At 33.2% G+C, this 19,109-nt stretch carries 17 protein-coding genes; 1 reads left to right on the forward strand and 16 read right to left on the reverse strand.

What is annotated here, in order from left to right; translation table 11 throughout:
- From AN959_RS02315 to AN959_RS02380, 14 genes are all read right to left on the reverse strand, one after another.
- On the reverse strand, positions 1–802 hold an 802-nt coding region (locus AN959_RS02315; RefSeq protein WP_056827954.1), incomplete at its 3' end, for an EpsG family protein.
- A gap of 691 nt (positions 803–1,493) precedes the next feature.
- Positions 1,494–2,576: a glycosyltransferase gene (locus AN959_RS02320; protein WP_056827956.1), complete on the reverse strand. Its 1,083-nt coding sequence runs from the start codon at positions 2,574–2,576 to the stop codon at positions 1,494–1,496.
- 5 nt (positions 2,577–2,581) lie between these two features.
- A complete protein-coding gene (gene wecB / locus AN959_RS02325; protein ID WP_056827958.1) occupies positions 2,582–3,709 on the reverse strand; it encodes a non-hydrolyzing UDP-N-acetylglucosamine 2-epimerase in 1,128 nt (375 codons plus the stop codon).
- Between the two features lie 5 nt (positions 3,710–3,714).
- Complete coding sequence (locus tag AN959_RS02330; protein ID WP_056827960.1) at positions 3,715–4,824, reverse strand: capsular polysaccharide biosynthesis protein CapF; 1,110 nt, start codon at positions 4,822–4,824, stop codon at positions 3,715–3,717.
- Complete coding sequence (locus AN959_RS02335) at positions 4,824–5,843, reverse strand: polysaccharide biosynthesis protein (RefSeq protein WP_056827962.1); 1,020 nt, start codon at positions 5,841–5,843, stop codon at positions 4,824–4,826. Before AN959_RS02335 ends, AN959_RS02330 begins: the two co-directional genes overlap by 1 nt.
- Positions 5,844–5,853: 10 nt before the next feature.
- On the reverse strand, positions 5,854–6,786 hold a 933-nt coding region (locus AN959_RS02340), incomplete at its 5' end, for a glycosyltransferase family 4 protein (RefSeq protein WP_253278855.1).
- A 376-nt stretch (positions 6,787–7,162) separates the two neighbouring features.
- Positions 7,163–8,992, reverse strand: coding sequence for a nucleoside-diphosphate sugar epimerase/dehydratase (locus AN959_RS02345; RefSeq protein ID WP_056827967.1), 1,830 nt, complete (start codon positions 8,990–8,992; stop codon positions 7,163–7,165).
- Between the two features lie 17 nt (positions 8,993–9,009).
- The gene (locus AN959_RS02350) at positions 9,010–9,930 is read right to left on the reverse strand and encodes a Wzz/FepE/Etk N-terminal domain-containing protein (RefSeq protein ID WP_056827969.1); all 921 of its coding nucleotides are present in this window, start codon (positions 9,928–9,930) and stop codon (positions 9,010–9,012) included.
- A complete protein-coding gene (locus AN959_RS02355) occupies positions 9,927–11,474 on the reverse strand; it encodes an O-antigen ligase (RefSeq protein ID WP_056827971.1) in 1,548 nt (515 codons plus the stop codon). Before AN959_RS02355 ends, AN959_RS02350 begins: the two co-directional genes overlap by 4 nt.
- Positions 11,471–11,986, reverse strand: a complete 516-nt coding sequence (locus AN959_RS02360) for a M48 family metallopeptidase (protein WP_056827974.1) — start codon at positions 11,984–11,986, stop codon at positions 11,471–11,473. Before AN959_RS02360 ends, AN959_RS02355 begins: the two co-directional genes overlap by 4 nt.
- Before the next feature lie 157 nt (positions 11,987–12,143).
- A complete protein-coding gene (locus AN959_RS02365; RefSeq protein ID WP_056827975.1) occupies positions 12,144–14,150 on the reverse strand; it encodes a hypothetical protein in 2,007 nt (668 codons plus the stop codon).
- 809 nt (positions 14,151–14,959) lie between these two features.
- Positions 14,960–15,688, reverse strand: a complete 729-nt coding sequence (locus AN959_RS02370) for an amino acid ABC transporter ATP-binding protein (protein WP_053590472.1) — start codon at positions 15,686–15,688, stop codon at positions 14,960–14,962.
- Positions 15,689–15,709: 21 nt separating this feature from the next.
- Positions 15,710–16,366 carry an amino acid ABC transporter permease gene (locus AN959_RS02375; protein ID WP_056827977.1) on the reverse strand — a complete coding sequence of 219 codons (657 nt, stop codon included), beginning with the start codon at positions 16,364–16,366 and terminating at the stop codon, positions 15,710–15,712.
- A gap of 31 nt (positions 16,367–16,397) precedes the next feature.
- The gene (locus AN959_RS02380) at positions 16,398–17,225 is read right to left on the reverse strand and encodes a transporter substrate-binding domain-containing protein (RefSeq protein WP_053590474.1); all 828 of its coding nucleotides are present in this window, start codon (positions 17,223–17,225) and stop codon (positions 16,398–16,400) included.
- A 267-nt stretch (positions 17,226–17,492) separates the two neighbouring features.
- Here AN959_RS02380 and AN959_RS02385 point away from each other — a divergent pair, with 267 nt between their 5' ends.
- Positions 17,493–18,047 carry a helix-turn-helix domain-containing protein gene (locus AN959_RS02385; RefSeq protein WP_056827979.1) on the forward strand — a complete coding sequence of 185 codons (555 nt, stop codon included), beginning with the start codon at positions 17,493–17,495 and terminating at the stop codon, positions 18,045–18,047.
- Positions 18,048–18,132: 85 nt separating this feature from the next.
- On the opposite strand, the gene AN959_RS02390 is transcribed toward AN959_RS02385, so the two are convergent.
- Positions 18,133–18,513: a DUF1761 domain-containing protein gene (locus AN959_RS02390; protein ID WP_056827981.1), complete on the reverse strand. Its 381-nt coding sequence runs from the start codon at positions 18,511–18,513 to the stop codon at positions 18,133–18,135.
- Positions 18,514–18,528: 15 nt separating this feature from the next.
- Positions 18,529–18,984, reverse strand: a complete 456-nt coding sequence (locus AN959_RS02395) for an SRPBCC family protein (protein ID WP_056827983.1) — start codon at positions 18,982–18,984, stop codon at positions 18,529–18,531.
- Positions 18,985–19,109 lie beyond the last annotated feature (125 nt).

A 19,109-nucleotide genomic window follows, 5' to 3' on the forward strand; every position in this document is an offset into this window, starting at 1 on the left:
GTATTTTTTTAGAGATATCATCTTTTCTAGAATAAGCATCATAATAAATAAAAATAATAACAAGGAATAACAACCTTCCTATGCTTTGAAAATCAAAAATATTTGTTATCGTAATATCTGTATTAACGTAAGGAACTAACTTATCAATAAAAGGAATAAATGACACTTTAATTAACAAATTTCCTACTGGTAAAACAGAAAACATAATGCTAATAATAGCTAACAACATTAGCTTTTTTTTTGATAACTTAAGCATTGAAATAAAGTAAAGAAATAGTAATAATACAGCTGAAGAATGAATTAACGATAATACTACAACAATAACAAAAAATTTAATTTTTTTGTTATTTTCAATTGTTCTTAACAAATAATAAATACCTACCGCTAAAGCTATACCTTGACGAAGACCGCTAAAAGTCCATACAAAATAGTAAAAGCATAGATAGACTAACATTGATAATACAGGATTCTCACTGTAATGTTTACATGTTTTTGAAACAAAATACAAATTTATTATAGCAAATAAGATTAAATACTGCTGATACGAAAGACCTATACTTTTTAAAAATGAACCAATTAAACGAAAGCCTATCTCTTGAGAATCTACTCCATTTCTATATTCGTTTAACAAGGATGTGTCCAACCTATAAAATAAGTATTCATAATTGAAATAGTCAGCCCCTACCCCATACCTAAAAAAAGCAACTACAGCTAAAAGTAGTGTAAACAATACTAAAACTATTCGCTTTTGATCTTTAACAAACGACAAAATAATCCCTATAAAAAAAAGAAGATAATACATTAGCAATCTCCTACACACATATTATTAGCTCTATTGTTAATTTTACATCTCACATATTGTTCATTTTCTACATTGTTCTGACTATAAGCAAATAAAAACTATACTAAAATATTGGTTATAAACTAAATTTCTTTTTACTTGCCTGCTATTCTTATTCTCTATGATGAATAGTGCCAGTATACATAATTTCTTTACTTTTGGTACCTTAGTATAAGTTCAAAACATTATCAAAAATTCTCACCATTACTGTATACAGTTTTTAGTAAAAGTTAATTCAATTATTCATAGATAATCTAAATAGAAAGTTCCCTCCAAAATTATACTATACAAAATTAACCAATTTAATATAATAGGGGAGTGCATTTTATTTGAACCATTGCATATTTCTTTTGCCTTATAGAAATAATAATAATAATAATAGCACTTGAAAGACTTACAATAATTATATAACTTAAGTAACTTTCCTCATTTAATACTACTCTTTATGTAAATAATAAATATCCATTACAACATCTTTTAATTCCGAATATCAGCTGATTAGTGCGCAACTTGTGATAGCATTCCTTTAATACTAGATACAGAAACAAACAAGCCTATAAAGACTCACAGAGTATAAAATTTTCATTTCGGTACCTACTTTTTTATAACTGCTTTATATATTCACTTTTATACTGTAACTTCTTAGAATCCGTTAATCTTCAACTAAAAAGTCAATTAACTGTTTCTTTATCTCAATTTGATTTTCTTGAATATCAGGAGATTTTCTATATACTTCTTTATTATTAAGAATTTTATACATTAATATGCTTAACTCTTTTGAATCAAACACCTCAAAGAATTTCGCATTTTCGTAGCCTTTAAGTATCTCTTTTGCAAAACTAGTGTTTGCTGCAAATATTATTCCCTTATGTAATCTAACTTCAAGTATAGGTAACCCAAAGGTCTCAATATAAGATGGAAAAATTAGTATTGATTGGGTATATAGCTCAAACACCTCTCTTCTTGTTTTCGGACCCTCAAAACTAATTGGTAGATGTTCTCTTTGTACTTGTCTATACAAGTCTTCTACATATGGATTTTCATTACCAGTCAATGTTAATATTATCTCAAAGTGCTTATTCGTTCGACTTTTTAAGTCTCTACATGCATTCAAGATAAGTTGATGATTTTTATATAACAATCCACTTGCAGGATAGAAAAATGTAGACAAGGATTTTTCACTTGATTCAAAGTACCTTTCAATTTCTACGTTAATAATTGGTGGGATAACTTCAATTTTACTGGCCTGAATTTGAGTTTTTTCAATACAAGCTTTCTTCATCCATTCTGTTTGTACAATTACTTTTTCTGCTTTTTTTATCGATTTAATTATGTTTTTACCAATAATCTTTTGATATACCCAAAAAAGTTTATTTTCTTTGAAAGAAAACTTGTAGTCCACAAAAGGTAAAGATTGATGTACATAAAGGACCTGTTCACACACAACTCTCGGAATTACTACATTTTGCAAAGAAAACACCTTATCGATTCGGTATTCTTTTACAAGTTTAGGTGCGATAACTTGATCGAAATAGAATCGATGTCCCCAACTTTTCTTTATCCAAGGAAAGTTTAGTATTTTTATTTTTTTTGTTTCTTTTAAAGCTGGTGTGCTAAGTACAAAAATCCAATTAATATCTTTAGAGTCATGTTCAACCACTTCTTTATAAAAATCATTTAAGACAGAGAGTGCTCCGCCACTCTCTGCCGGAACATCAATTACCATTATATTCATTTTACTTAATCCTTCTTCCAGACAACCTTATTAATAATCTCTGTATGGCTTTGAATAATCTTTACAACTTTCACTGACACATTTTCATCTAGATAATCAACTGGTAGGTACGTCTTTTCTTCATTTTCCCATATAGCTCTACTCAATTCTACAGCTTGTAAGATTTCTTTCTCTTTAATTCCACCAATTACAACTGTTCCTTTATCCAGGACTTCTGGTCGTTCAGTAGAAGTTCGTATTAAAACACCAGGAAATCCAAGGATTGCTGATTCTTCAGAAAGTGTACCACTATCTGAAAGCACTGTAAAAGCACTTATTTGTAACTGATTGTAATCAAAGAATCCAAACGGTTTTAATTGACGGACAAGTGGATGAAATGTAAATCCTCTTTGCTCGATCTTCTTCCAACTTCGCGGGTGAGTTGAATATATTACAGGTACTTGATATTTTTCTGCGATATTATTGATTGCATTCATGAGTGATAGGAAATTTTCCTCATTATCAATATTTTCTTCACGATGTGCTGAAACTAGAATGTATTTACCCCTTTCAAGATTCAACTCTTCAAGCACCTTACTTTTTGTTATACTTTTCATGTTTTTATTCAACACTTCTGTCATGGGTGATCCTGTTACAAAAATATGTTCCTTGCGAATTCCTTCCGATAAAAGATAACGTCTGCTATGTTCAGTATAAGGCAAGTTAATATCAGAAATATGATCAACAATTTTGCGATTGATCTCTTCTGGTACATTCTGATCGAAACAACGGTTTCCAGCTTCCATATGGAAGATTGGAATTTTTAATCGTTTAGCAGAAATGGTTGACATACAGCTATTTGTATCTCCGAGAACTAGAAGTGCTTCTGGTTTCACTTTCTCCAATACTTCAAATGACTTGGCAATAATATTCCCCATTGTCTCCCCTAGATGATCTCCCACCGCATTTAGATAGTAATCTGGTTTACGAAGTCCTAGCTCTTCAAAGAATAATTCGTTTAATGTATAGTCCCAGTTTTGTCCGGTATGAACAAGAACATGATTGAAATATCTATCACATGCTTTTATTGTTTCCGATAGCCTAATAATTTCAGGTCTCGTTCCAATAATTGTCATTACTTTCAATTTATTCATTCAGTTTATACCTCCAAAAATCTTGTGTCTGGTTGTTCGGGATTGAAGCATTCATTAACCCACATAACAGTTACAAGGTCGTTAGCCCCTATGTTTACAATTGAATGTGTATATCCTACAGGTATATCTACAACCTCCAACTTTTCACCACTTACCTTATATTCGATAATTTCTTCTGTGTTTACATTTCTAAATCTTATTAATCCTTGACCACTTACTACAAGGAATTTTTCATTTTTTGTATGATGCCAATGATTACCTTTTGTAATACCTGGTTTAGAAACATTCACAGAAACTTGGCCTCTATCAGCCGTACGTATGAATTCTGTAAAAGACCCTCGATTATCTACATTCATCTTTAAATTATAGGAAAACTGATCTTGTGGCAAAAAACTTAAATATGTGCTATATAATTTTTTTGTTAGCACATCATTCATATTTGGAATACTTAAATTTGTTCTAGATTCTTTAAAACTTCTAATAAGGCTCGCTAAGTCCTCTAATTTAATAGTATGTGTCGTTTCTATAGAACAATAGATATCTTTTTTGTTCGGATTTCCTTCAAGTGCATTTATAAACTCTTCTAGTACATCGTCTATGTAACAGAGCATCAATTGTGCTTCTGGATTATTTACTTGGATACCTAGATTTCTTGAAATATTATAGCAATATGTAGCAACTACAGTATTATAGTTAGGTTTACTCCACTTTCCAAACAAATTCGGTAGTCTATATACTAATACATCGACTCCTGTTTCTTCTTGATATTCAAAAAGTAAATCTTCTACGACTTTCTTACTACTGCCGTAGGAATTGTCCAACTCAGCTTGTATGGAGGAAGTAATAAGTACAGTGGATTTATTATTATGTTTTTTTAACAAGGCTAATAATTCAGAAGTAAAACCGTAGTTTCCTTCCATGAACTCTCTTTCAGCTTTTGGCCTATTTACACCAGCTAAATGAAACACGAAATCACACTCCTTAGTGAATTCCTCTAAGTCTTCTAAAGACTGTTCCCTTGTATATAAAAACAAATTATTATATCCTCTATTTCTCAACTCTGCTACTAAATTCTTCCCTACAAAACCAGCTGCTCCTGTAATAAGAATTCTCACTAGCTGTTCCATCCTTTCAACTCACTTTGTATATAAGGTAATTGCAACAATTTATCTTTTATTTGTTCAATTGTAAGTCGATACGTATTATGGGAATTATATTCTTCTTCTGAGGAAAGTTTTTTGTTACCTTTTTCATAATATTTTTCATAATTTAGGTCTCTATTATCAGCAGGAACTCTATAAAATCCTTTCAAGTCTTCTGCTACGACATGCTCTTCTCTTGTCAGCAAAGTTTCGAAAAGTTTTTCTCCATGTCTTGTGCCTATTATCTTTATTTCATTTTCAGCATTGAACAATTCTTTCACAGCTTGCGCTAAATCTTCAATTGTAGATGCCGGAGATTTTTGCACCATAATGTCTCCTGCATTTGCATTTTGAAATGCAAACACAACAAGTTCTACTGCTTCTTCAAGACTCATTAGAAAACGAGTCATATCTGGATCTGTAACTGTAAGTGGCTTTCCATTTTTAATTTGTTCTACAAATAGTGGAATAACGGACCCACGTGAAGCCATTACATTCCCATATCTTGTTCCACAAATAAGCGTTTTTTCTGGAGATACTGTTTTTGCTTTGGCAACAAATACCTTCTCCATCATTGCTTTTGATATGCCCATCGCATTTATTGGGTATGCAGCTTTATCCGTTGAAAGACAAATTACTTTTTTTACACCATATTCTATGGAAGCATTCAATACATTTTCTGTCCCGATAACATTAGTCTTGACTGCTTCCATTGGAAAAAATTCACATGAAGGAACTTGCTTTAAGGCAGCACCATGAAATACATAGTCTACTTCATTCAATGCATATCTTACACTCGCTAAATCTCTAACGTCACCGATATAAAATTTTAATTTTTCATTATTATAAAGCTTACGCATATCATCTTGTTTCTTCTCATCTCTCGAAAAGATACGTATTTCCTTAATATCTGTATGTAAAAAACGTTCCATAACCGCATTCCCAAAGGAACCTGTTCCTCCAGTTATTAGTAAAGTTTTATCTTTAAACATATAAACCTTCCTATCTTTTAAAATGTTTCATAATAATTTCGTATGACTTTGAAACATGATAATTTTCTTCTAAATATTTTCGTCCGTTGTTTCCTAACATATGAAGAATTTCCCTATCCTCCAGAATTTTTTCAATGGTATCCTTAAATTGATTTAAATCTCCAGCACGTACGAAATATCCACATTCAGCTTCCTTTATAATATCTTTCAAATCTGTATTTACATCGGTTACTGCAATTACAGGCTTTGCACTATCCATATAAGCAGTTAATCTAGAAGGAATATTCGGAATAGTAAAACGCTTATCCAAATATATCATTCCAATGTCCGCTGATCTAACCAGTTCTTCATATTGTTTTTTAGGCATATAGTTTTCTAAACGTATATTGGTAGGCATATTTTTTTCTATATACTGGTTGATTTGATTAAATTCAGTACCAGATCCAACTATTAAAAAGAAAACGTCTTGCCTATTTTTAAATAAATCAATCGATTCTATTAGAAACTCAATCCCTTGAGGCTTACCCAAATTTCCACCATATATAAATAAAAGTGCATCGTTTGGAATGTTATATTCATTTCTAATTAAATTAGTTTTGTTAGTGACTTTTATTTCTGTAGGTATTATTGTGTTAGGGTTTACTTCAACTTTATTTACATCAATTTCTGGATTATGCTTTAGAAGAAACTGTTTATTACCTTCTGACATACACCCGATATAATCGCTTATATGGTAAAGTCTTTTTTCTTTATTTACAAAAAATTTATGAATGTAACTATTTACTCTTAGCAGCCCTATGTCAACTGCATTTTGAGGGAAAATGTCTTTTAAAAGCAAATATGATGCTGATCCTTGAGTATTTTTAAAATACTTAATTACCTTTTCAAAAGTAATAGGTGGCGTAGAGTATAAAATAAGATCAAATTTTTTATTTAAAAAATANATTACCTTTTCAAAAGTAATAGGTGGCGTAGAGTATAAAATAAGATCAAATTTTTTATTTAAAAAATATCTCTTTATAGCATTAATAAATTGATTTTCTAAACGGAGTGTACTAATACCCTTCTCAAAAATATTTGTTTTAGTGATATTTCCAGTTTTAACTCTTAACACTGGAATAGAAAGATGAGATAATAGTTCGGTCCGCTTACTATTTCTCTTTTCTCTTTGGCAGATGACCGTAACATCATGTCCATTTTTTTTAAATTCGGACATTAAATCCGTATATAAGTTCGTCTGATCTTCATTTTCAGGATATGCTAAAGTGATTAATAAGATATTCATCTTAGAAAAGTTATACCTCGATTCTTAAAAAATATTAGGCAATAGTAAGCCTATTATTTACATTCACATTCTTTCTATTAGCCAGTTTTAGTAATAACTCTTTAAGTTCTTCTTCTTTTAAGTCTAGTAATTTCTCTATTATATAATCAATCTCCATTTTCCCAATTGGATTTGCTTTACCTACATGAATTTTCGGATAAACACTAACATTTTGTAATTCATTTTCATTAAGTAACTCTTCATATAGCTTTTCCCCAGGGCGTATTCCAGTAATTTCAATTTTTATTTCATCTTCTGTATATCCCGATAAACGAATTACATTTCGTGCTAAATCCAAAATTTTCACAGGTTCACCCATATCGAGTACAAATACTTCTCCATTATTTGCAAGAGTTCCTGCTTGAATTACAAGTCTAGATGCCTCTGGTATCGTCATGAAATAACGAGTCATTCTTGGATCAGTTACTGTAACTGGACCACCTAGAGAAATTTGTTTCTTAAACAAAGGAATGACAGAACCCCGTGAACCAAGTACGTTTCCAAAACGTACAGCTGCAAATTTTGTTTCACTTTCTATAGCTAAGTTTTGTACAATCATTTCAGCAAAACGCTTTGTTGCTCCCATTATATTTGGCGGATTAACAGCCTTGTCTGTTGAAATCATAACAAAATATCCTACTCCAAATGTATGTGCAGCTTCTGCTACATTCTTTGTGCCAAAAATATTATTTTTAACTGCTTCCATTGGATGATATTCCATCAATGGTACATGTTTATGTGCAGCAGCATGATAGATAACATCTGGTTTATATTCTGAAACAATGTCAAAAATTCGATTGCGATCTTGTATATCTGCAATGATTGGAATAAATTCTGTTTCAACTGAAACATTTTGACAAAGCTCCATATCAATTTTATAAATGGAGTTCTCACCATGACCTAATAATAGAATTTTCTTAGGTTTAAATTTCAATACTTGTCTACATATTTCAGAACCTATCGATCCACCTGCACCTGTAACTAGAATAATTTTGTCTGTTAATTTTTCTGAAATAGCTTCCATATCCAATTCAATTTCCTCACGCCCTAGTAAATCTTCAATTTTCACTTCTCTCATTTCACTAACAGTAAGTTTGCCTGTCATTACTGCTTCAATACTTGGCATTATTCTTACATTAGCAGTTGTTTTAGAGCAATGTTCAAAAATTCCTTGTATATCTTTTTTAGTTAGAGACGGGATAGCAATGATTATGTGATCAATTGCATGCGACTCTACTATTTTTGGAATGTCTTCTATTCCGCCCTTAACTGGGATATCCAGCATTTTTAATTTTTGCTTATTTGAATCATCATCAACAAATGCCACTGGAATTAAATCTGAGTTCACAGATTGACGCATCTGTTTTGCTAATACGGTTCCTGCTTGCCCTGCACCAACAATGAGTGCTCGAAATTTTTGTTGGTGTGAACTTTGTATTTTTCGTTCACTTAGTACTCTTAATGCAAATCTAGACCCACCAATTACTATGATATGAATCATCCAAGTAACTGCCATTACTCTGAAATATACGTCTTTTTGTACTGCAAATTGCATTAGACTTGCTGTACCGACAGAGATTGTTACAGAATACACAATCGTTAATAACTCACTTACCGATGCGACACTCCATATTCGATCATATAAATGAAAATAGTAGGCTGCTATATGATGCGAAATAAGTAACGTAATTGCACTAAGAATAAGAGTAGGTAGCGAGTAGACAGTTAATGTCGGATGTAATAGAAAATAACTAAAGAAAATAGCCGTTATTACAATGAATGAATCTAATATTATAAATGTAACTATTCTTAATTTATATTCCATTACTTTCACTCCTCTCTTTAATTATTACTCGGACTTATTTCTTGCCAATACTTTCTTATAAATACTATTCCCAAACCTATCATTATTCCTAGAACTAAACCTATAGCAATGTTTAAAAATGTATTTGGTGAGCTTGGTCCTTCTGGAATTGTTGGTTCAATAATTGTTTTAATTAACGGATCTGCTCTAAAACTTTCAATATTAGTCAACACGGATTGATATTGATCTAATACTTTTCTATATTCCTCTGACTTTGATTCAATTCTTGCTTGTAATTGCATTAGTTCATTTTGTATTTCCCCATCTATGTTTGTAAGAGCTGAGGATTGTTCATCAGATATACTTACAATAAGCTCATTTGATACCATTGTTTGTAATATTAATATTTCTGGCAATTTATTTTCTTTAACAGTTGTGTTATATATTTTAATTAAATCCCTAATCTCTTCGGATAGTTTGTCACTTTCTTTTGTATATGCATCCGCAAGTAATGTAAACTCATTTTTTAGTGATTCTGACATAGCAGACTTTTGTTTTTCAATTAATGTAGATAGTACTTCACTAGATTTTTTTTGTTCTTCACTCTTATATGTTAGGGTAACCATTGATGTTGCAGCATCTATATTCACATTTAAATCAGTACTACTTACTTCTCTAGAAGTCTTATTAAATAACTGATCGATGAATGCCTGACTTTTAATACGCTCTGCAAAAACTAGGTTTGTAAACTCACTATCTATGTATTGTTTTACAATTCCCTCGGCAGCACTATTTGATGTAATTTGAACGGTTGAAGTGGATTCGTACTTTTTTTCTAAAACAAAAAAACTTAATATAAAAGCTATTAGCATAGCAGTTATTATTGAAATTATGATAATATTTTTACCTTTCCAGATAATCTCAACTAGTTCTCTTAAATCAATCGTTTCTTCTTTCATGATGTCTCCTCTTCAACTCTTCTATTTGTTATTGCGTAGACAATTGTAGTAGCAAGTAACGGAACAATTGTTGCTCCTATTACAGAATCATTGAAAACTGCTTGAATGAGAAATGCTCCCCATCCCAATACAAAAGCTATAATAATAGGCGATAGTCTTTCCTTAAAAACTAATTTACCTAGTTTAACTGTATAATTAATTAAAATACTCAATAAGCTTAAGAATCCAAAGAAGCCAGTCCCGTATAAAATCCCAATATATAGGTTATGTGGTTTATCAATTATTACATTTTCTTCCATAAATCCATTTCTTTTATTAATATCATTCTGAGGGAAATAGTATGTAAGTGTATCAAGTCCATATCCGAACAAAGGTTTTTCTTTAATTAGAGGCACCATATTATTCCAAATATATACACGTCCTGATCCTCCAGATAAAGTTCTTTCCGGTAAATTTGGTAAATTCAATTCCGAGTCAGCCGCAGAAGCTTTACTAGTTTCAAAAATCGACTGTTGTAGCACTCCCTCTACTTGAACAAAAGGATTGGTTCCTGTAATAAATCCAAATGACTCTGTCCAAACTTGTGGATTGTGTTTGGATAATATCCCAGTAGAAACAAATGCAATAACTATAAATCCGGCAAACCACATAATTGATTTCTTCTTATTTTCCTTAATCAGAATTAAAACTATTAAAAATACTATCATTATTAACAAACTTATAAAGCCACTAGTTGAAATCGATGAGAGAATCGTAGAAAATGCAGCAATTGCAGTTAATAGATTCAACACTCTAGATTTCACTGTTCCATTAAATACGGCTATTGTTAAAAAGATTATTGCCATTACAGCTGAGTAACCACTCATGTAGTTCCATTGATTCAATGTTCCAGTTAGTACTGAGCCTTCACTAATAGTCATTTCGTCTATTAGAAACAATGTAAACAAATTATGGAAAGTAGCATTTTGAAGGATATTTACTCCATACAAATTCAATAAAGAGATGATTACATTTATCCACACAAAAGGATAGAGAGTGTAAACCAATTTATTTAAAGCATTTTTTGGATAAGTTATATGTAATGCTATAAACATTAATATGGCATAGCATATAAATGTTAAAGCCCCGTCGTAGCGATCATACAAACCCCAGAGTGCAATTGATTTATATTCTGCAAATAGTACAGATAGCGTCAGTGCCACTATAAAAGCAAGTAAAGAAAATGATACTATTTTCATTTTTATTTCATAATTTAGAAATAAGGTTTTGTAAAGAAATAACACTAGAGAGGACACTGTAAAAATAATTAAGAATACAAATTTAAAATAAGTAAAAAAGTCTAATTGGTAGCCAGAGCTAGTGATACCAGTTCCTGATACTAAAGGACTAACAAATAAATTTGCTTTTGCACCTATAACTAACGGAACTAAAGTTAAAGCACCTAAAAACAACCAAAATATTATTCGATCAACATATTTAATCGATATCATATCTTCTTTTTCATCTCTTGCTATTTTCATACTTCTAACTTTTAATCTACTCATGATGTCGATCCTTTCATGCTACTTATGGAATCCTTAAGTTCTGTTACAGTATTTCTAAAAGCCTCATCTATTTCCAACGTTAATATACGTTCAATAACAATGATAGCATTGTCATATTGCTTGTTACTCGTAAGTACAGTAGCGAATTCATACATAAAATTCTTATTTTCTACTAAATATGGATTCAAGTCCAAGGCTTTTGTATACATAATTAGGGCTTTGCTAAACTGTTGCTTGTTCATGTAAGAATACCCAAGTCTATGTACCACATTATAATCGGCTGCGTATCTTTTGTTCAGTTCTTCTAGTGTTAATAATGCACTATCAATATCACCTTCTTGTAATTGAAGATCAGCCTCTCTATATAAAACAGTATCATTTAGTAGTTTCTCATTTTGCTTCGTAGCTTGATTCTGCAAATAAAACAACGTCGAGCCAATAACTAAAACAAACAAGCATAGAATATAATTCATATAATTCTTTCTTTTAACTTCAAACTTTATTTGATTCATTATTTAATTCCCCTTAATAAAACGACATATCCATAAAATTATATCATAATTAGATACTTTTGGTAATGAAGTTATATGAAAAGCTAAAATCTTCTGAATTAAAAAAACTGTTCCCCAAGTTACTTTGGGAAACAGTTTTACTTTTCTAAACTATTGATTAATAACCAGAGATTGCTCCAGTAACATTAACATTTAGTTTATAAGCATTTGTAATACCTGATACAGAGCTAATGTTTAATGAACCATTTAATTTGTTGTCTCCACCTGAAATTGAAGATGGCGCACCAAATGTAATATCAAATCCATTATTAGTTTTTACAATTTTCGTACCATTTACACCATTCACATAAGTAGCTCTAGTTAAATCGCCATCTAATACTGTGATTTGTGCATTATTAGCAATTACAGTTGTAGCTTTCGTTGCAACTGAAACGTCTTTAGTTGAAGTAAAAGGAACAACATCTCCAGATAAAGAGTTATCACTTGAACCTACAAGAGTTCCTGCAGCAACAGTAAATTTACCAGGAGTTACAACTAGTGTTTTATTAGCAGCAACAGTAGAGATTGCTGAATAAGGTTTTGGACCTTCATTTGCAGAAACTGCTTGATAAGCTGTGAATGTAGTTGCATCTGCTGTTACTGGCACCGTGAAACTCCACTTACCATTAGAAGCAACTTGCCCTTGTGCAATTGCAGCTTCAGTAGTTCCGCTGTAAATTGATACTAATTTACCAGCTTCACCAGAACCTGATAATGTAACTACATTTCCTTCTACACGGTATGCAGTAGTATCAGTAGCAAGTTTTTGGTCCAATTTGAACTCAGATTGTGTTGCCCAGTCAATAGCTAATTTAAGATTCGATCCACTTGGATTATAAGTTCCAGTTACAACGTCATCTTTTGTTAATTTAGCTTTAAAAGCATCTAAAGTGATAATTGCATTGTTTGTATCTTGGTATACACTTCCTGCTGCTGATAAAACGTATTTGTTAAGATCTGTAGTTACAAAATAGTTATTAGCTACATCTACGTATTTTACTTTTCCACTATTTAAATCAAGTGGTGTAGATTCAGTTACTTTATTATAGAAATTTAATGAACCTGATGTTGTAGAATCTACAATATCTGTACCATTTGGTTTAGTATCGAATGTAACTACTCCGCCTGCAATTTTAGAAGCAGCTTTAACTGTTAATACTAATTGACCATTTACAGGATATACTGTATTTACACTTGTACTTGAAGCAGCTACACCGTTTACAGTTACGAACTCGTACCCTGATGCGCTTGTCGCATCAGTATAGTCAAAATTAATTTCGACTGGTCCATTATATGCAGCACCTTTAGAGTCTTTAAATGATGCTACAACTGCATAAGTACCACCTACTTCACCATGGAACGCTGCGTCCGTAACAGTGATATTACCAGGAATTGGAGACAACTGTTTTTTAGCATCATCTAATGATCCTGCTAAAGTTGTTTCCCACTTAAGAACGTTAGCATCAAGAATTGCTTGTGCTTCTGCAATTTTTGCATGTGCTTCTGCAATTTTCCCTGCTTTATTGTCCGCTAATGCTGCTTTTACAAGCATATTAACTGTTACTTCGTTTTTAACTGAAGCAACTGATTTTTCAAGTGCTGGTTTAACAGCATTACGAATTTCGTCACGAGTAGATTGACCATATACGCGGTCTAAAAGTTTAGCTTGTTTACGGTATTCAGCAGTTGCTGTGTGGTAAGCAGCTTCAACTTTTTCGATATCGCCAGTAGCGATAGCAGCATCTAATTTAGATGTTAAGTCTTTAATTTTTTCACTTGAAGTGATTGCATCGATGTAAGCTGCTGCACGTTTAACTTGTAATTTTGCATCAACAAGTTTTGCATCAAGGCTTAATTTTTCAGATGTAGAAAGTTTTTTACCAGCAGCTTCTGCTGCTGCAATTGCTTTCTTAGCAGCGTTGTATTGATCGTATGGACGTGTTACGAAATCAGCAGAACCTTCTACTGAGATAGCCCATTTTAATACTGTACCTGCATTTTGTGCGTCTGTTGCTAATTGGTTTACATTAGTTGCTGCGTCTGCTTGTTGTGCTGGCGCTGCTGCAACGAATGCTGAAGCTGCTACTGCAGTTGAAGCTGCAATTTTGATAGCTTTTTTCTTCATAAACTTGTGATCTCCCTTCGCTTGTGTGTTGCAATTTTTTTTAGTGTGTAACATCGGTCGCTTGATCGCGTCCAATATCGTCACCCTAACTAATATATGAGTATACAAAACTCATATGCTAAAATCAACTAATATCTTCAAAGATTACCAGTTTTTTATAAGGATGACTGTATGAAAGCACCAAGGACAACATTACATATTCCATATTACAGCAACATTACCAAAGACGCTAGCTTTTTTTTATGAATATTTCTTACTATTTTTATTTTTAAAGATTTCTTTCAAAATTACTTTTATANTAATGCGTGCATTTTTAAAATTATGTGTTATGATTTACAGTATAGAAGGTTACTTATAGATGTGTAACGCCGTAAACTTGTTTGTACATTCATTAGTGTGCAGCCTTCTACTTCCTTCGTTTTATCGCTCAAGAAAAGAAGCATCTGAACATCGGATGCTTCTTTTCTTATTTTATTAGGGTTTTGGTCTTTTGGCCAAAACCCCTTTTTTGTTTTCAGCGGTTATTCTCCTATCCAGATCTATTAAAATTGAAAAATACTGGAACACACTTAACCTTCTAGTTCTAGTTTATTTTTCACACTTTCATATATTTTTTTATTTTAATGTAGGTAAAAAGATTTCAGAGTCATAAATCTGCCATTAATTATATTACATCTATATTACGACCCCCACGCCTTTTTAACACTGCTGTAATATGAAAAATGAAGAATATTCCTTTTGAAAACGCTTTCGAAATAGATTTGTAAAGAAACTGAAAGTAGAGAAAAAGAAAAAACCACTAGAAATTTCTAGTGGTTTAGGACTTTTGATAGGAAATCCTGGGCACGTTGCGTATCCGGATTGGTAAAGAATTTGGAAGGAGCTGCACGTTCGACGATTTTGCCATCAGCCATGAAGACGATTTCATCGCAAATTTCTTTAGCAAAGCCCATTTCGTGCGTTACAACTACCATGGTCATACCGTCTTTCGCTAGTTTTCGAATGGCATCGAGCACTTCAGTTACCATTTCTGGGTCGAGTGCAGATGTAGGTTCGTCAAATAGCATGACATGTGGATCCATTGCTAGAGCGCGTGCGATAGCTACACGCTGTTGCTGACCACCTGAAAGCCTGCTAGGGTAGGCATCGAATTTATCTGCAAGACCAAGAGATGTGAGTAGTTCTTTACCTCTCGCTTCGGCAGCTTCTTTGCTCATTCCTTTTACTTTAAGTGGTGCCATTGTTACGTTTTCTAATGCAGTTAAAAACGGAAAAAGGTTAAAACTTTGGAACACGAACCCGATGTTCGTTCGAGCTGCGTTAATATCCGTTTTTTTACTGTGAATGGATACACCATCGACCGTGATTTCTCCATCGTCGATTGGCTCTAGAGCATTTATGGTACGGATTAGTGTAGACTTCCCCGCTCCACTTGGTCCAATAAGTGCGACTACATTCGATTTTGGTACTTCGAGCGAGACGTCGGTTAGGACGTGGTGATCGCCGAAGCTTTTATTGACATTTTTGATTGATATCATGATGATACACCCTCCCTACCGTTATGCTTCACTCTTCAGTAATCGTTTTTCGAAATATCGAATGATTAATGATAAGCTGAATGTCATGATGAAATAGATTAGTGCAACAAATGTCCACACTTCAATAGAACGGAAAGATGTCGCTACTAAGTTTTTCGCGTTAAGCGTTAAGTCTGTTGCCGCAATTACGGATACAAGAGATGAGTCTTTAATTAGCATAATAAATTGTGATGCAAGCGGTGGTAATACTCTTCTAAATGCTTGCGGCAAAATAATATGGGTCATTGCCTTCGTATGGGACATACCAAGAGAACGCGCTGCTTCCATCTGTCCTCTTGGAACACCTTGAATCCCAGAGCGTACGATTTCGGCAATAAATGCACCTGCAAATATTGCAAGTCCGATGATCGCTCCCCAATATGAACCAAGCTTATAGTATTGTCCGAGTACGAAGTAAATCCACATAAGTAATACAAGCAGTGGGACACCACGAATAATTTCTACATATATAGAAGAAATCAATTGTATAATTTTATTTTTTGAGATACGTCCCAATCCAAATAATATACCTATTGGTATCGCTATAAGAATTGCTAGTAAGGAAATTTCTAATGTTTTTAGTGCACCGTCAATAAAGATATCCATATTGCGCGGTATAACACTCCAGTCGTATATCATAGCTGTCCCTCCCCTAAGCTGCTAGAGTGTTCTATTCGTCTACAACTTCACTTAACCAGTCAGACGTTTCAAACCATTTATTACGAGAAGCTAGTTCTGCAGGACTTCCAATGTAACTGTTTAAGAAAGAGTTCACCCATTGAACAGTTTCAAAATCATTTTTCTTCAGTGCAATCCCTAAGTTCTCAGATGAGATTAAACCTTCTAGTTGACGAACTTGGTCTCCATTTTGTAATTTCCAAACCGCAATAGCAGGCTCATCATATACTACTGCATCTGCTTTACCTTGTGCCATTGCTGCTGCTGCAGATGGGAATTCTTCGAAATCTAACACTTCCGCGTTTTTAAATACATCTTTCGCAAGTAGTGCCCCAGTTGTTCCGATCCCTACAGCAATTTTTTTTCCTTTTACATCAAGCTCTTGCCAAGTTTTTGTTGCTGTATCCGATGTAGGAAGCATAACTGCTTGACCAGTTTGGAAGTATGGGTCTGAAAAGCTGACTGCTAGTGCGCGGTCTCCACGAATCGTCATACCAGCGAAAACCATGTCCACTTCTCCTGCTTGAAGTGCAGGAATTAAACCATCAAATGTAAATTGTTTGTATTCTACTTTAATATCTTTTCCAAGTGCAGCTCCAAGTGCGTTCGCAGTATCTACGTCATACCCAACGAAGTCTCCATTCGGATCTTTCATATCGAACGGGAAATATCCTGGTGACATCCCAATAATTAATTTTTTGTCTTTTAATGCCTTTTGAATTGTCGAATTTTCTGTTGAAACTCCGCCTCCAGAATCATTACTACATCCCGCGATAATTAAAACGGTAATCATAAGTAGTGCTGCTAACCATTTTTTCATAACCTTTACCCCCATTTATATTTTCTTCAGATCCCCTATTAAGCTACTGAATTATTAAAAGTATAAGTTATTAATATTCACATGTCTACATAAAAAATAATTTGGTATAATATTTTTATTATTGCATCTATTGGAAGAAAGATGCAAAATAGAGTATATATATTCTTCATATTAAGAGTTTATTAGGTTTGTAGGTGTTTTATTACAAAATAGATTAGTATGTTTAATTATTCTGCTAATTGAATATTTATTCAAAGGGGTGTTTTTTTGGAATTTCCAAAAGGAGAAGTTGGTAAACGAATTAGATATTTACGGAGATTGCAAGGACTCACATCGGACGAGCTTGCGAAACTTGCCGGAGTAAGTCAAAGCATGATTTCTCAAATAGAGCGTGGACAGGTGTCCCCATCGCTTGAGACCCTTTGGAAATTGGGTCATAGCTTGAAAGTACCGGTATTTTCTTTTTTCGAAACAGAGGAAACAAACGCCGTGACGATTTCCCGTGCAGGAGAAGCGAAGAACATTAAACGTGTACGCCCCAATGTGAGCTATGAACTGTTGTCGCCAAGCTCTGGTAAGCAGATGAGCTTTTTCAAGATGATTGTGGAGCCTGGAGAAGATTTAGAAACTCCACTTTTGTATCATTCAGGCGAAGAATGTGGAATTATGCTGGCTGGAAGTTTACGTATTGAGGTAGAAGGTGAGATACATACGATTCACGAGGGTGATAGTATTTATTTTGACAGCTCGCTGCCGCACAGGTTTACGAATGTTGGGGATGAGAATGCCGTGGCTATTTGGGCGATGACGCATAGTTTTTAAAGCTGGATGGGAGGCCACTCGCTTAGGCGGGGGCTTTTTTTGTTAGAAAAAAGCTCTCTGATTGAATCAAAGAGCTTTTTGATATTTATGCCAACCAACCATGTAAAGCGCCTAGTAATGTAAAGATAACAAGGTGATCGCAAATTGCTATAAGTGTTGATTTTTTCGAAATTAAACCAAACAATGCATTTTTCACATATACCATTTTTATGATAACTCCAATGATGAAGCCGATGATTGCTCCTTGAAGTAACGTTTCTGCACCGGTTCCGTTTATAAGAATCGCCATTAAAATAGAACTGATGAATGCAATGATGACAGAATAAATGTATTTTAACGGGCCTTCTGTTTGTTGCTCTTTCTTATTTCCTAATAAAATAGAATAATAGATTGTTCCATAGATCATATATAAAAGTCCGCCTATAATGATAGCTACATAGTTTAAATTGCTCCAGTCAATAGACATGAAAATCCTCCTAGTTTATAAATCTTTCAATGCTTCTGTACGAACCAATTCCACGAATCCGTCTACTACTTTATCATTGCTTTTCTTCGGACCTAATTTAATAAACACTTTCCCCATGAGGTTAATTCCTTCATTTTGCCCTGTATAAATAAACCTTGTGGATTGCTCATCCAGCTTGATGAGTGTATACGCCGCTTGAATTTTAAAGGTTTTCGCAAGTGTAAATTCAATTTTATTGTGTTTTCTTTGGTCCGTGTTTTCATGCTCTAAATCCGTAACGATGTAAGTTTCAGTTCTTTTTCCTTCTCTATAGGTTTGCTCATAGGTAGAACCTACAACTCCTTCTTTTATTTCTAAAGGTTTATGTTCCACTATATTTGGCATAATTCTCTGGATGTTTTCTAGCTGAAAGAGATTCCATACAGTTTCGATTGGTGCAGGGATGATAATTTCTCTATTCCAAGTTAGCATTAGTTTACCCCGTTTCAAAAGTAGTAGTGAATAAGATTTGGTGCTAATTTCCTAAAGTGTACCATAGAAATTTGTTGAATCAATAGGTTTGTCGTGTTCGCGGGGGTGTTTGTCGCGTTCAATGT

Source organism: Psychrobacillus sp. FJAT-21963 (assembly GCF_001420585.1).
Classification (GTDB): Bacteria; Bacillota; Bacilli; order Bacillales_A; family Planococcaceae; genus Psychrobacillus.

Coding starts and splice junctions, on each gene's coding strand:
- AN959_RS02320 (WP_056827956.1), bottom strand. CDS start 2,576: ATGAATATAATGGTAATTGATGTTCCGGCAGAGAGTGGCGGAGCACTC.
- wecB (WP_056827958.1), bottom strand. CDS start 3,709: ATGAATAAATTGAAAGTAATGACAATTATTGGAACGAGACCTGAAATT.
- AN959_RS02335 (WP_056827962.1), bottom strand. CDS start 5,843: ATGTTTAAAGATAAAACTTTACTAATAACTGGAGGAACAGGTTCCTTT.
- AN959_RS02345 (WP_056827967.1), bottom strand. CDS start 8,992: ATGGAATATAAATTAAGAATAGTTACATTTATAATATTAGATTCATTC.
- AN959_RS02350 (WP_056827969.1), bottom strand. CDS start 9,930: ATGAAAGAAGAAACGATTGATTTAAGAGAACTAGTTGAGATTATCTGG.
- AN959_RS02355 (WP_056827971.1), bottom strand. CDS start 11,474: ATGAGTAGATTAAAAGTTAGAAGTATGAAAATAGCAAGAGATGAAAAA.
- AN959_RS02360 (WP_056827974.1), bottom strand. CDS start 11,986: ATGAATCAAATAAAGTTTGAAGTTAAAAGAAAGAATTATATGAATTAT.
- AN959_RS02365 (WP_056827975.1), bottom strand. CDS start 14,150: ATGAAGAAAAAAGCTATCAAAATTGCAGCTTCAACTGCAGTAGCAGCT.
- AN959_RS02370 (WP_053590472.1), bottom strand. CDS start 15,688: ATGATATCAATCAAAAATGTCAATAAAAGCTTCGGCGATCACCACGTC.
- AN959_RS02375 (WP_056827977.1), bottom strand. CDS start 16,366: ATGATATACGACTGGAGTGTTATACCGCGCAATATGGATATCTTTATT.
- AN959_RS02380 (WP_053590474.1), bottom strand. CDS start 17,225: ATGAAAAAATGGTTAGCAGCACTACTTATGATTACCGTTTTAATTATC.
- AN959_RS02390 (WP_056827981.1), bottom strand. CDS start 18,513: ATGTCTATTGACTGGAGCAATTTAAACTATGTAGCTATCATTATAGGC.
- AN959_RS02395 (WP_056827983.1), bottom strand. CDS start 18,984: ATGCTAACTTGGAATAGAGAAATTATCATCCCTGCACCAATCGAAACT.